This is a genomic window from Deltaproteobacteria bacterium (assembly GCA_020845775.1).
Taxonomy (GTDB): domain Bacteria; phylum Bdellovibrionota_C; class UBA2361; order SZUA-149; family JADLFC01; genus JADLFC01.
Genome location: JADLFC010000134.1, coordinates 1 through 13,614, shown reverse-complemented (window position 1 = coordinate 13,614; position 13,614 = coordinate 1). Strand labels below are relative to the sequence as shown.

Genomic DNA, 13,614 nt, shown 5'->3' with positions numbered 1-13,614 from the left:
GCGAGGCTCATAAGGTGCCTGCCCTTAAGCGAAACAACTCAGAATGAAGTGATGGGTCGTGATTGCCAAGCCCCCAGAATATCACATGAGGGTAACCAAGCGATCTAAGCGCTAGCGTCTTAGTTGCTAGGCTCTCAGCATCCTCGTAATAGACGGTTCTGAGTTCACCTTTAATAAAATATGTAAAATATGGAGTACTGCCATTAACGGCTTCTTCTCTATCTATATCGATGTTATGAGCTTCGATTAATTGAGCTACCTCGCGATATTCTATATCTCGACTACTTTCGGCTCCCCACTCCCGTCCTACTACCTTCAGTACCGGAATAATCCGAAATTTATCGCACTTACTGCTAGCGTAATGCATGACCTCTTTTAACCAAGAAATATTTGAGATTGGCCCTGGACTACTTCTGCCACTATGTAGGTTATAGAGCATAATTTGCAAGCGATCCGCGCTCTGACATAAGCGCTCCCAATCCATAGCGCCGGCGCCATCGCTGTTAATTTCTTCAGTTTTTGGTTGCACGGTTATCGCAAGCTGCAGTCCAACTGAATGCAAATCCTTAGCCAGCAAATCAATAAAATTAGAAAACAACTCTCTGTCTTCGACCCACAGATTTTCATAATCAATATCTATGCCCGAAAATCCGTAATGCCTAGCAATATCCACTATACCTTGTCGATGCTCGCTCGATAAGGATTCGCTCGACAGTATTTCATGCACTACGTTAGGGTCTTTTAGACTAAATTTTCCGTTCGACAACCTTACATCGTTAACAACCGTAAACCATGTGGCGCTTATCGTCTGCGGATATCGACCTAGTAGCTCTCTCGGAAGAGCCGCCTCTTCGACGACTGCAACCTGCCCAAGGGCATCTAATTGCCCATAGAAAAAAAGGGCCTCTCCAAACACAGCCGGCTCTAAATTAAACACTGGCATCGCTCGTTCAGCACCCCAATACGTGATCCATGCACCGAATTCGGTAGACCTCGCTGGCGCCTTGCCACTCACTCCACATCCACAAAATAAAACACTGAGCAAAACAATTGATATTTGAAATTTCCTGATCACTTAATCTCTAGGGCTCTACTCGCGAACTGGGACACAACACATTTTCAGAGAAAAAATCTAACATAAGATTTTCCACTTGCAACTCAAAATAAACTCAAATAGCACCTTGACCATATTGCGATTTGCTGTTAGCAGAAGAACCTCTGAATCTTATCAGAGCGATTTTTGCGTGGCCAACAATGGCGAACCTACAAACATTGTTGGCCACGCATAGGTGTGACAGGCAAATCGCGACAGAGCTAACGCGCTGTTAATAGGCGCGTTGCTTTAAATTGCATTAGAGCTGGGCGTTAAGTGGTTTTATAGCATTTTCGTCGCTCAGGAAAAAATACCTCAGTAGAAGATAGCGGTTGAGTCAACTTAAGGGCATAGAACCCTATTGTCAGAATTTGGACTGCAAATGAAAAATAACAGAACCTCGTCAACGGCTAAAGTCGCATCAGACCAGAAAGATCTTTGTGCGATAGATGTACTTTGGAAACTATCCTGGGTACCTACAATATTTGGGGGGATGAAAGAGGGTCGACTACTAAACGTCGATCTCTCAGGCGCCACATTAGAAACAAAGAATTATTTAAGAGTTGGGGACTACATTAGTCTGCGACTAGAAAACACCGACGTCAGTAAAAAGGCACATAAGTTTAGCTCGGGAATATTTGATCCTCGGAAAATCTTTCGACGTAATCGAGTGAGCGCAGAAATCACTACTAACATCACGTATGCACTCGATCCTCGATCCGAAGAAAGTCGATACGTATATGAAGTGGCATTCATGGCTGCGACTCGCGAGAGAGGAAAGGTTTTTGTCAATTCGACGTTACCCTGGATGGCACTCATCTTATTTGTACTCGGCACTATAAATGTGATTTATCTTAAGTCGTTTAATGTAAAATATTTTAACTACCAGGTGTTTCTTAATAGCTACAGTCTAGTAGTGTCATTTTACATACTATCGCGATTTTTCTTTTCTTGCTTCTATCGGCCACCTAAATACGTGGGGTACTTGCCAAATATTTCAGTAATTATTGCTTGCTTCAATGAAGGAGATTCTATTCGCAAGACAATCGATTGTATTTATAAATCCGATTACCCCTCGGATCGCATTGAAGTAATTGCTGTCAATGACGGCTCCACCGACAACACTCTCGACGAGATGCGCCTGGCTGGTGCAGATCACAGAACATTGAAAGTAATTAACTTCGAAAAGAACCTCGGCAAGCGACACGGCATGGCTGCTGGAACGCGAGCGGCTAGAGGTGAAATACTTGTCTTTATAGACTCGGACAGCTTTGTTGAACGCCACACTTTGCGAAAATTAGTGCAGGGTTTCGTCAACAGGGAAGTTGGGGCGATCTGTGGACATGCTAACGTTACTAACACGGCAAAAAATTTCTTGACCAAAATGCAACAAGTTAGATATTTCGTCGCATTTCGGATTATCAAGGCCGCCGAGTCTATCTTTTCAACGGTAGCATGCTGCTCTGGATGTCTAGCAGCGTATCGGCGCGAATACGTGATGGAGATACTGGATCAATGGCTAAACCAGACTTTTCTTGGCAATGAAGCTACCTTTGGCGATGACCGCAGTCTTACCAACTACATGTTGAAAAAATATCGCGTCATTTATGACTCCGAAGCCGTATGCACTACGATCGTTCCCGAAAAATACGGTAAGTTTTTTCGCCAACAACTCCGTTGGAAGAAGTCGTGGCTGAGAGAAACGCTGATTGGTTGTAGGTTCATGTGGAAAAGGCATCCAGTAGCGTGCTTTTTCTATTATCTAGGGGCAATGTTCCCGCTGATGGCGCCAATCGTCATACTCAATGCTCTGGTGTTTCCCTTATTTACCATTCACTCCCTCTCGTATGTCTACATTTATGGAGCCTTTCTGATGGCGATGCTTTATAGCCTTGTCTATCTCATTTTCTATAGAGATCGAGTTTGGCTTTATGGCATAGCCTTTAGCTTCTTCTACATGACTGTTCTCGTTTGGCAAACCTACTATGCCATGTTTACTGTTAGGCGAAATCATTGGGGCACACGGTAGTATGGCCACGACAGGCACGAAAGTTTCGCGGTATAGAGTTCACAGAGAAGATCGCATATGGTGGTTAGTAGTGATAGTTTGTTTGATTTTTATTGTTGACTCTTATATCCACTGGGAAATTGCTCCCACTCCTTTAGCTAAGTGGTCTCAAAAGACAGTTCGGGATCCTTTAATTTTAGCTCTCCAATATGACCGAATTAACAAGACTTGCGCTGACCATCTCTGCACATCCACTGAACAATTTCAGTCTCACATTGAAACGTTAAACAGTTTGGGGTTTGAAGCGATAAGCCTAAAGCACCTGGCCGATTTTTACTATGAAGGCATTTTGCTGCCCGAAAAATCTGTTCTTCTAACGTTCGATCACGCTTATCTCTCCACGTACGAGTCGGTGCATCCCATAATTAAAGCTCTCCAATGGCCCGCCGTGATGGAAATTAACGCAGACAGAATCGAGTTGCGAAATACTACATTCTTATACTGGGGGAAGCTTAAACAAATGGCCCAAAGCGGATTGTGGGATTTCACTATATCGGGATTTTCTCACTCACAAGGTAACAACTCATACCCTGCCGAGCCGCCCTCTCAAGAGAATTCGACGATTCGCGCTTCACTGGCATCGCAGCAGACTCTTCTCGATGGAGCCATAGCTCGCATTGACGCAAATGTAACCGACACAAGCAGTCGCATATCAGATCACAGAATATTTTCTTTTAGTCGAACAAAGGACTCGTTAATCGGCATTCCCCTGAAGCAGGCATTGGCAGAGCGATTCAACAGATCTCCGGAACTTAATCGATACGTAGCATTTGCAGACGATCTTTTTGGCCTGAACACTTCCTTAAATAAAGCAAGCCAAATCAATCAGCTTAGAGTACCTCCTGGCATGAGTACCGAGAACTTTTCAAAGCTGATTGAAAGTAGCATTATCTCCCCAACTATTTATGGAAACAACAGTTCAACTCAAAGACTGTGGAAAATTTCTCAGGGACAAATTGATATTAATGGCAAGGTTTGCTCTCTACAAGGAAGCCCTCAAGCAGATATGTGGTTGCCCTCTGGGCCACATGCAAATAACTGGAGACTTTCGACGATCTTGCGTTTGGACAGCGGGCAATTTTGGTTTGTACAGAAATCTCCGACAACCGATACCTTGGTCAGATTTGGCGGCGATAAGCAAAGTTTACATGTCCAAGTTAGCAATGAGTCGGGCGAGATTACTAATCTGCGCTCGGCTCCATTTGGAGCGACCAAAGGCGAGAGACATAGTTTAACTATTATCAAACGCGGCCATGGCATGTGGGTAGAATGGAATGGCAAATTGCTTTTCGATCGCCCAATAAAATTGCCCTCGCACTTTCAGGGAGAAATTGGCGTTGTCAGCTGGACGGATTCCACAGACAAATCGCGAGTTGAACTAGCGGATACCAAGTTTGAAGTATTGCCAAATACATTGAGAGTATTGGAGCCTTTTCCATCCGCTGAAGAGGTTAAAAAAACGCACATTATGAGCGATATGCTAACTCATTTGAGCACCATCCAATGGGCTGTCGCAGGCAATAAGTCTTGGAGAATAGGGGCAGAAGATATTTTTTACAAAATCGCGCCGGACTATTTTGGATTAGATTTCGTCCCGGCAATATGTATCATGCCGCAATTACCTGATAAACAAACAGAGGGGAAGATCCACATTACTGCAGAGGGATGGCAAGAATCAGCGTTGCGGATCATTGAGAAAATAAAATCGCCAATCGTATATTTAGTTTTCGACGAACTTAAAGCTTTCAAGTTATCCGAGGTAAACAAGCTTGCCGCCAGAGCAAAAGAACTAAACCCACAGAAAATCATATGGACATCTCATGCGACTACAACCGCCTCAGCACCAGGTCTAAAGGTTTCATCGAGTGACAACATATGCGCCTTTCTCAGTAAATCGAGCAAAGCTCTCTTGCCAATGGAGGAAACTTAATGTCATTAGCAACTTTGGACTTTCGAAATTGGTTGTTACTATCTGTCCTTTACTTTTCGCTACTGATTGGCCTTTCTTGGCCACACTGCTCCTTGGCAGCCTCCCCAGGACAAGAGGCTCTGGATCAGGGGAGTGTTTATTACCGAGAAGGGCGCTATGCCGAGGCATTTAGCAAATTCAAGGAGTCGACCAAAAAGGATCCTGCTCTGCTAAAAGCCTGGGAAAATCTAGGACGAACCTCGGTAAAACTCAAGCAATTCTCTGAGGCAAGACAGGTGTTCGATACGTTAATAAAACTTAGCGGGGCAAAGGTGGATTTTCTAAACTCGCTAGCAAACGACTTTCGCCACCATGATGAGTTCAATACCGCTATTTATTATTGGGATAAAAGCCTTGCGTTAAACCCTGCACAGCCAAAAGTATCGCTAGCTGTCGGCGATGCCTATGCGCAACTAGGTGACTGCACGAAAGCTATTCGCGAGTACCAAAAGCTAATTGAGGTAGAGGGTTTTGCCAACGTCTCAATAAGGCGAACAACGGGCTGCTTAGTAAGTTTGAAACGTCCAGACGAAGCGAGAGATTTGTTGATTAGGCACCTAACTGCTTTTCCAGACCTAGGCGCGGATTTGGCTATCATTTATTCCCGTGAAGGGCAGCAATTCTTTTTGGAGGGCGATTTTGCGCAGGCGCAAAAGTTGTTTGCCATGGCGAGCAAACTCGCTCCCAATGAACCGGGCCATTTGGTAGATTTGGGCTGGGCCTTCCGCCGAGCTGGCTATGAATCCCGTGCTATCGATTCCTGGATAGCCGCCTTTCAGCTCGACCCAAAGAATCAACCTGTTTTCAAGCCTTTGGGCGATGTGAATTTGGAACTGGGGAATCTTCGCCAAGCCGACTTTTGGTACCAAGGCGGAATTAAAAACTCCTCTGTCAAGCCAGAAGTATTGCGAAACTTAGGTTGGGCCTACTGGAAGAACGATAGGTTAGAGGACTCTCGGCGAATTTGGCTGCAATATGCCGACCTAAGTCCGCAAAACCCAGAGCCGTTATCGCTACTGGCAAGACACAGCATACATGCTGGCGACTATGCTCAAGCCGCAGCATACGCGAAGCAAAGCCTCGTTTTGAATCCTGACCAGCCTAATACCGCCCTAACTAGAGTTCAAGCGCTTTTAAGAACAGATAATTTTGATTTAGCACGAGAGGAGACTAAACACTATCTCGCCCAATTCCCTGGTCACCTCGGCCTAAATCAATTCTTCGGCGATACGCTAATGCAGTATCACGATTTCGAGCAGGGTGAGGAGCAGTGGCGCAAAGTGCTAAATCTCGGTGGCAACTCCGAGCGAGCCCACGTATTTTGGATCCGCAGTCTCTACGAACAAGGTAAGTATGAGAGTGCTCTGAGACACGCCCGTGACAGACTGTCTAAATATGGGCCAAATAAGGCGCTTTATGGTTTGCTAATTAACGACGCCTTGCGCCGAGGAGACGACAAGGAGAGTATTGATTACCGAGAAAAATCCTTGAGGCATTTTCCAGATGATGAACGGATGTGGGTGGCTCTTTCTGAAGCCTACAGAAAGCAAGGCGATAACGAGACTGCGCGAAGGACTTTGATCGCCGCCCGGCAAAGAATTCCACTAAGTACTCAGATTAAGATTGCCTTGGCGGAACTAGAGCTTGCAGACAAGAACTTCGAGCAGGCTTTACGCGAGTTTAGAATCCTCCAGGAGCAGATTCCAAATAACCGAAGAGTATTCGCGGGGTTGCTTTCGACGCTAATTGGCCTACGAGAACTGGATGAAGCGATTAAACATCTCGATAGAAACCGAAAATTCTTTCTAACACGCGAGCAGGAAGAATTATTCCGCGCTGCCATACTGGCGGATGCTGGAGATTTTAAGGCAGCTAACAAGCTCTATGAGAGTGTTAGACAAACACCTAAGAATTCCATAGACGTTGCCATTTTGCTTTATCACGGGATTGGGAAGCATCAGCGCGCCGCCAATATCTCTCAGGCGCAGTTTGATGAGCAATTAAAAGCTCTATCGGATGCAGGTTTTACAAGCATCACAGTTGAGCAGCTTCGCCGCATAATTGACGGCGAGCTGCCAGCGCCGCCTCGTCCCTTTCTCGTCACCTTTGACGATGCGAGAATTGATGCTTTTAGTTTAGCAGATCCTGTGCTCAAGCGGTACGGCATGAACGCCACTATGTTTGTTCCAACCGGCTTGCTTGCCGATGGACATCCGTTCTTTGGAGATTGGAATATTATTAGACAATATTACGCAACTGGCCGATGGGATTTGCAGAGCCACGGCCACAAGGCCCATAACCCAATAACAGTGGACAGCGAAGGTCGACAAGGGCCATTTCTTACCAATTATGAATGGCACACTGCATCTAGACGCTTCGAAACTCCCGGTGAATTTGTTAGCAGATTAGACGCAGATTATCGACGTTCAATTAACAGCATTGACGAAAACATACCGACAATAAAGGTTAGTGGGTTTGCTCTGCCTTTTTCCGAGGCTGGACAGGAAGATGCCGGAAATGTTCGCAACGCATTAAATATTAACGAGCACTTGCTAGGAAAGCACTTTCGCTTCGCATTTATTCAGGATCAAGCTGCCTATAATCGCATTGACTTGGATGCAGATAGCGAGAACTTGCTCGTGCTGCAAAGATTTTCCGTGCCAGAGGATTGGACTGGTTCCATGCTGGTATCGCATTTAAGAACCAAAAGCCACGTTGCCAAAGCAGCCAAGGGCCTTGCCGCAATAAAATATAGACAGGGCCGATTTTCTGAAGCGAGGGAGGCTTTTACAGAGATAAGTGAGGATCCTTATACTCAGTATTACCTTGCATCAATGGACTACCAACAGAGTCAGTTTCCAGAAGCACGCGCTCGCCTGGCATCATTAGAGGCCGAGGAAGTCGAGCCGGCACTGCGTGCCAAGATTGACGAGTTTAATCATAAGTTAAAGTGGCACATTAATCCCTCTGTTGAAATTAGGTACCTTTATCAAGAGGATTCAAACAATGACGGGCACGATGAGGCAGCCGCGAGAGCCGACTATCCGGTGCATGACAGAGCGCATATATGGTTAGAACCAGGAATGAGCAATCTGCGAGGAAATGTAGGCGAAAGCCGCACCGCTAGCGAGATTAGCAGTGGTGCGCGTTTTACTTTTCCCATTCTTCTATCCGTCGACGCAGCCGTGCGTTATCGCAATTTTGATCAAGGCGACAACACTTTTAATTACTGGCTAGCATCTCAATACGAAGGCGATAGAACAGCGTTGTCGCTTCGTTGGTCACAGAGAGATATCGATTCGCTTAGGGCAAAACTCGCAGAAATCGACTCCTCGCAAATTGACTTTACTTTAAGTCAGAGATTCCTGGAAAACTGGTTCTTTGGAGCAAATGCTAGCTACATTGACTATTCGGACGATATTCAAAGGACAGATTTTAGATTTGACGTGCGTTATCGGTTGCGACAACTAAGCTCTGTGTCTATTGGGCCGGACTTAGTGTACCGAGATGCAAACGGCACGTCTCCCAATTACTATGCACCAGATGAGCTAACGGCTGGGCGATTTAACGTTTACTTCAATGACCGATTGAACGAAGTATTTTCGCTCGATGCCAAAGCTAGCTCTGGATGGGCGCACGACCGACCAAATGGGAATCGTTTCTCTAGCGATGTGCTCTTTCAACTCAATGCTGACATCACCGACTCAACAAAAGGACTTGTAGGAATGACTTACTCTCGAGTGCCAGATTACGACAATCTAGTTATTAACGCATCGCTACACTATTTGTTTTAGTGCATGTTAAGATGCACCAAACTTGCCCCCTGGATAGAGCGCCTCGAAGAAATCGGCCTTGAGGATAAGCAGACAAAGTTTTTAAAAACTACCATACAAACGCGCCTAGCGCATTTGGCGTCATAGGAGTGCAGGTTCTGTGAAAAGGCGGTTAGAGAGGGTATCAGTAGGTCTTGCTTTTTGCCTTTTCTGCTCGCCGCAAAACAGATATAATATTCCTGAAATTCAGGACTCTTACTTACCAAATTGCTAACTATGCAATACCATAGAGATATTTCTAGCAAACTCGAGGATCTTGCTAAACAATTTCCAGCTATCGTTCTTACTGGTGCCCGCCAGACGGGGAAAACCACATTACTTACTGAGCTATTTCCCAATCACTCCTATGTAAGTCTCGACTAATGGTTTTAAACTTCGCGACGAGCTTAAAGAAGTTCTTAGCTAGAGTAACGGCATAAAGACACTGCTGATTATTATTTTCGAAAAGAGGAGAAGTTGTTAAAGATAATTATATTTACAGAAGCTTACATTAAGCTGCTTCTTTCTTCCCTTCTGTGGCAACATTAATCTGCAACTTAAATCCGAGGGCGCTAAGTATGGAGTGTAAACTAGCTAACTTTGGGTTACCTTCCTCGGATAGCAATTTATAAAGATTCTCACGATTGAGCTCTGTGGTATTAGAAAGCTCACGCACTCCTCCGTGAACCTCCACTACATCTCTAAGCCCTACTAAAAACGATTCGAGTGAATCCTCATAACACGCCGTTAGATACCCGGCCGCGTAATCCTTGTCCTTTAGCTCCTCATAGAGATAATCCTTGTAGTTAACAGTTGGCATTTTAGTTCTCTCTATCTTGCTTATACTCTAACCATAATTTCTTCGCCCTAACGATATCTCGCTCTTGCGACCCTTTATCGCCGCCGCAAAGAAGAATTACCAACTCGCTACCATCTCTTCCAAAATATACCCGATACCCAGCGCCAAAATGTATTCTAAGCTCATTCACGCCGTTTCCAACCGCACGCCAATCGCTAAAATTTCCGTCTAAAAGCCTATTGAGGCGCGCCTCGATGCGCTGCTTCCCCCGCTTATCCCTCAAACCCCTCATCCATTCCACAAAAGGCTCCTTGCCATTTGGCCTTCGGTAAAAAACTAACTGCATATGCATATAGTAGTTTTAAAGCTACTATAAGTCAAGTGAGTTTTTTTCTAAGTTCAATGTTAATAGCTTAAATAAAAGACAAGGCCGTTACAAACATACCGATTAGCCTGTCTCGATTCGGCAAAAGTCCGGCCAGGTAGATGAGATGTGCAGCGATTAGGTTTTTGATTGACTCCGCATCGTAAGCGGGTTACGATATGTAGGTGGACGATGAAGTTAGAAAATATTTGGTTGAAATTGGACGGCGTGGTGGCACAAAGAGCCGACGCAGTTTAAGCACCACACAGGCGCAGAGCATGGTGAGGCTACGCGAGGCCAAGCGTGCTTTTAAGAAATTTAGAACGGCTTGTTTTTGGTCATACGATCCAAATTTAAAAATTACTGCGGCCGATATTCATTGGATTGCTGAGCAACTTAGAAAACACGGGAACCGTCAAGCTTGGGAAATTGCCGAACGCCTATGCCGCTAACTCCGCAAGGGGATAATAGCACTAAACTAGAGTGGGCGCATGACACCGCATGGCGATTCATGCCTGCTATTTACAATGCGACAACGGGCTATCAGCTCCATGCAGTGGATCTCGCAATTAACAAGGTCCTGGCTTTAGCCGGTCGAGATGAGCCCCGTGACTTCTTGGATGTCATTTTGCCCAAATTCTACCAAGGCGACATCCTAAGTGACCGAATTGAAGAATTTTCACGGGTTTTTGCCTAAGGATTAAAGCTTTCTGTAGGCATAAGTACTAGCAGACGCTAATACAGGCCACTAAACCGAACCGAACACTTATTCTATTCAATCCTTTGGAAAGTTCCCCATAAAAACTACCCGACGAAGCAATTTCTCATTTTGCCTACGTATGCAAAGCACGGTATACTACTGAGCTGGGCAAAACTTTTAGCCCCAAGCATTTTTTACTTCGCCGTTCTTTAAAATCCACACCATAAGCGCAGACGCAATTTTCTGTTTCCCTTTTAGAGGCACGCTATACGTGTGCCCGCTAGAAGGGAAACAGCATAGAAACTAAATAAGGTTTTTTTGCGGCGTTTCGTAAAAGTTTTTTAATTTTAGTTTTATTTTAGGGTTTTTTGGGGCGTGAGCCCCAGAGAGGTGGTGTGGCATGATAGGGAACAGGAGTGAGGTAATATGTTCTTTGGCAGACGCAGTAGAAGGTCTGCCGGAGTTTAAGAATTTGCAAAATTTTTTAAAATTGACGCGTCAAGGGGAGGACGTGTCAATTGAGGTCACCGCATTCCCTGCCTGCCCAGGAATGCGGTTGAACCTTTGCAGAACCGTTTCGGTTTGGTTGCTAACGAAACGGGCCGTTATCGACACTCTCGAAAGGGAGGGTCGCAGGAGGGGCCCCGTAGAGGGGAAGACGGTTGTCGTAAGGGATGTATTGACACCGCATCCTTGTTCGACGACTTCCGACGAGATGTTGAGGGCGGTACGTGCTCTTCAAGAGCTCGTCAGAATCGCCCGGCAAGAGGATATCCCAGCTGCGATCGACAGGGTATGGCGCGCGAGTATTGTGCTAAATATCGGCGGCTACAAAATGCCGCCAGAGATCTACTCACAGCTGCGAAATCTCTACAGCGCCACGATCCTGGCGGCGCGAAAGGTCGTCACATGGATCGGATTCGATAGTGACGGCCATAGTTCCGAATCGTCTCACCTTAATGGCAGGGCTTTGAGGGAGATGGCCAACCAGGAGCGAAGGGAGATGATCTCCTGGTATGTTGCACGTCTAATTCCGATGGAGCGGGCTGCCTTGCCCCGGCTCTGCGACCAACTCAGCCGGATCATTATCCGGCTATCCGCTACAAAGGATGGGCTTGGGAGCTCGCCCCAAGCTTATTCGTTGGTAGCAGAGTTTCTCACGGACCTCGCCGAACTCGAGCCCAGAGAGACTCAAGTCGAGGCGGTTATACGGGATGTGCGCGAGTTCGGATTTTCTCTATGGACCCCTCAACCTCGATTCGATGCCAGAGCTCTGAACGGGCTTTGGACATCGACAAACTCGGGCCAGGGTGAAGACTTGTTCTCAGCCAACGACCGTTGGTTGAAGGACATTCTTTTGGGGCTAAGGGATGTTTCAGCCACAACGGAGGAGATACCAACTGCGGTGCTTTCGGGCACCGAAAAAATTGAGGATTTGATGAATGCCCAGCAAATCCTCGACAAATACGGCCCTCGAACAACGGTCATACCGTTGTTCGAAACATCGATCGGGCTGAGCGAGGCCCGATCGACTTGGAAGGCCTGGATTGAGTTCCTCCGCAAGACTGGCCGCATGCCGGTAAGGCCCATTTTTATGGTCGGCTTCTCCGATGCCGGCCGTGAATGTGGCATGGTCTGGGCGACCTTGAAAGCCCGCGAGACCATAAAGAAAATCTTTGAGCTCTCCAAGGAGCTGGGAGTCACTGAGCTCGGCGTTGAGCTTGGCGCAGGTGCCGACATCGCCCGCGGGGGGGTAACGAACATCGAGGATTTTGTAGTCTCCATGTTGCCGCCCGCCAACCCTACGTTCCCCTCGGAGGTCTTGGTGACGCTGCAAGGCGACGGGATCGCCGTGGCCTACGGCGCCAGGGGCCACAACTCCGCCAGGCCAGATGTATGCCTCCGCACCGCTGAGGAAAGCCTCGACACGGAATTCGAAGTGTTTTTGCAGGCTTGGGGGCGGGAACAATCGGAGTGGTATGGTGAGCACGTCTACCATTCCCAAGCCCTCAGGGATTGGCTAAACACGGGGTCGCCGTGTTTCCTGGTCCCTGAGGTAACCCGCCGTGCGCGACCGGTGTCACGCATGGGAGAGGTATCGCTCAAAGGCATGCGAGCGATAACCTCCGTGCTGACAGGCCGTGCGGCCTTCGGCATGGGCATCAGTCTTCTCGGTGCCGGGACCGCGTTGAAACGCATTTTTAAACGCGATTCCGCGGCTGTCGGCATGCTTGGGCAGGCGCTCCTGCATGTGCCACTGGCAAGGCACATGTTGAAGGGTCTAGCCGAGGCGTATGCGCTTGGTGATCCGGCGGGACTGCTCGCGCTCACCAAGGCAATAGCCGGGCAGGATGGCTTTTCTATGAGCGTAGTTGAGCTCATAGAATCCGATATCGCGGCAGGCCAAGCAGCGTTCAAAGAGCTTGGCCTTCTCGGAGACCCCGAGAGGGCGGCGGCATCGTCGTTTTTCAGAAAGGAGCTTGCCGTACTTCTTTCTGAGTCTGGAGGTAAGCTTCCCGAGAGTGGCGCACACAGGGAAGCGATCCTCAACTGCCTTATAGCCATTTTCCACTCGTGCGGAACTAGTGGATAAATGGCGGAGTTGGAAGAAAGGCGAGAACGGTTTTTTCGTTCTCGCCTTATTCCGGCTTGAGGTTATTGGTCAAAGGTTGAAATTTCTATGCTGTTTTCTTAAAACTTTTCTATTCGCTACCAAGTAGCAAATTCTTAAATGGCTTTCGGTTTTTCCAGCGATAGGTGTGAAAGTCGCGCTTGTCGGTGGAGAATATGCGGCCGTCGTTTAGGTGCT

General features: G+C 47.0%; 10 protein-coding genes. 7 read left to right on the top strand and 3 right to left on the bottom strand.

Annotated features, from left to right (window positions below; translation table 11 throughout):
* Positions 1-7: 7 nt before the first annotated feature.
* Positions 8-1,075, bottom strand: coding sequence for a hypothetical protein (locus tag IT291_09245; protein ID MCC6221410.1), 1,068 nt, complete (start codon positions 1,073-1,075; stop codon positions 8-10).
* Between the two features lie 400 nt (positions 1,076-1,475).
* Between IT291_09245 and IT291_09240 the strand changes: the two genes are divergently transcribed.
* The 4 genes from IT291_09240 (at position 1,476) to IT291_09225 (ending at position 9,326) form a co-directional block, all read left to right on the top strand.
* Positions 1,476-3,122: a glycosyltransferase family 2 protein gene (locus IT291_09240; protein MCC6221409.1), complete on the top strand. Its 1,647-nt coding sequence runs from the start codon at positions 1,476-1,478 to the stop codon at positions 3,120-3,122.
* Positions 3,079-5,091 carry a polysaccharide deacetylase family protein gene (locus IT291_09235; protein MCC6221408.1) on the top strand — a complete coding sequence of 671 codons (2,013 nt, stop codon included), beginning with the start codon at positions 3,079-3,081 and terminating at the stop codon, positions 5,089-5,091. Before IT291_09240 ends, IT291_09235 begins: the two co-directional genes overlap by 44 nt.
* Entirely contained in the window at positions 5,091-8,924 is a 3,834-nt protein-coding gene (locus IT291_09230) for a tetratricopeptide repeat protein (protein ID MCC6221407.1), read from the top strand. Before IT291_09235 ends, IT291_09230 begins: the two co-directional genes overlap by 1 nt.
* Positions 8,925-9,179: 255 nt before the next feature.
* Entirely contained in the window at positions 9,180-9,326 is a 147-nt protein-coding gene (locus IT291_09225) for a hypothetical protein (protein ID MCC6221406.1), read from the top strand.
* 127 nt (positions 9,327-9,453) lie between these two features.
* Here IT291_09225 and IT291_09220 read toward each other — a convergent pair whose 3' ends face one another.
* On the bottom strand, positions 9,454-9,762 hold the full coding sequence (locus IT291_09220; protein MCC6221405.1) for a transcriptional regulator: 309 nt from the start codon (positions 9,760-9,762) through the stop codon (positions 9,454-9,456).
* A 1-nt stretch (position 9,763) separates the two neighbouring features.
* Entirely contained in the window at positions 9,764-10,087 is a 324-nt protein-coding gene (locus tag IT291_09215) for a type II toxin-antitoxin system RelE/ParE family toxin (protein ID MCC6221404.1), read from the bottom strand.
* Positions 10,088-10,290: 203 nt separating this feature from the next.
* Here IT291_09215 and IT291_09210 point away from each other — a divergent pair, with 203 nt between their 5' ends.
* From IT291_09210 to IT291_09200, 3 genes are all read left to right on the top strand, one after another.
* Positions 10,291-10,557, top strand: a complete 267-nt coding sequence (locus tag IT291_09210; protein MCC6221403.1) for a hypothetical protein — start codon at positions 10,291-10,293, stop codon at positions 10,555-10,557.
* The gene (locus IT291_09205) at positions 10,548-10,802 is read left to right on the top strand and encodes a hypothetical protein (protein ID MCC6221402.1); all 255 of its coding nucleotides are present in this window, start codon (positions 10,548-10,550) and stop codon (positions 10,800-10,802) included. Before IT291_09210 ends, IT291_09205 begins: the two co-directional genes overlap by 10 nt.
* A gap of 436 nt (positions 10,803-11,238) precedes the next feature.
* Positions 11,239-13,398, top strand: a complete 2,160-nt coding sequence (locus IT291_09200; protein ID MCC6221401.1) for a phosphoenolpyruvate carboxylase — start codon at positions 11,239-11,241, stop codon at positions 13,396-13,398.
* Positions 13,399-13,614: the final 216 nt, after the last annotated feature.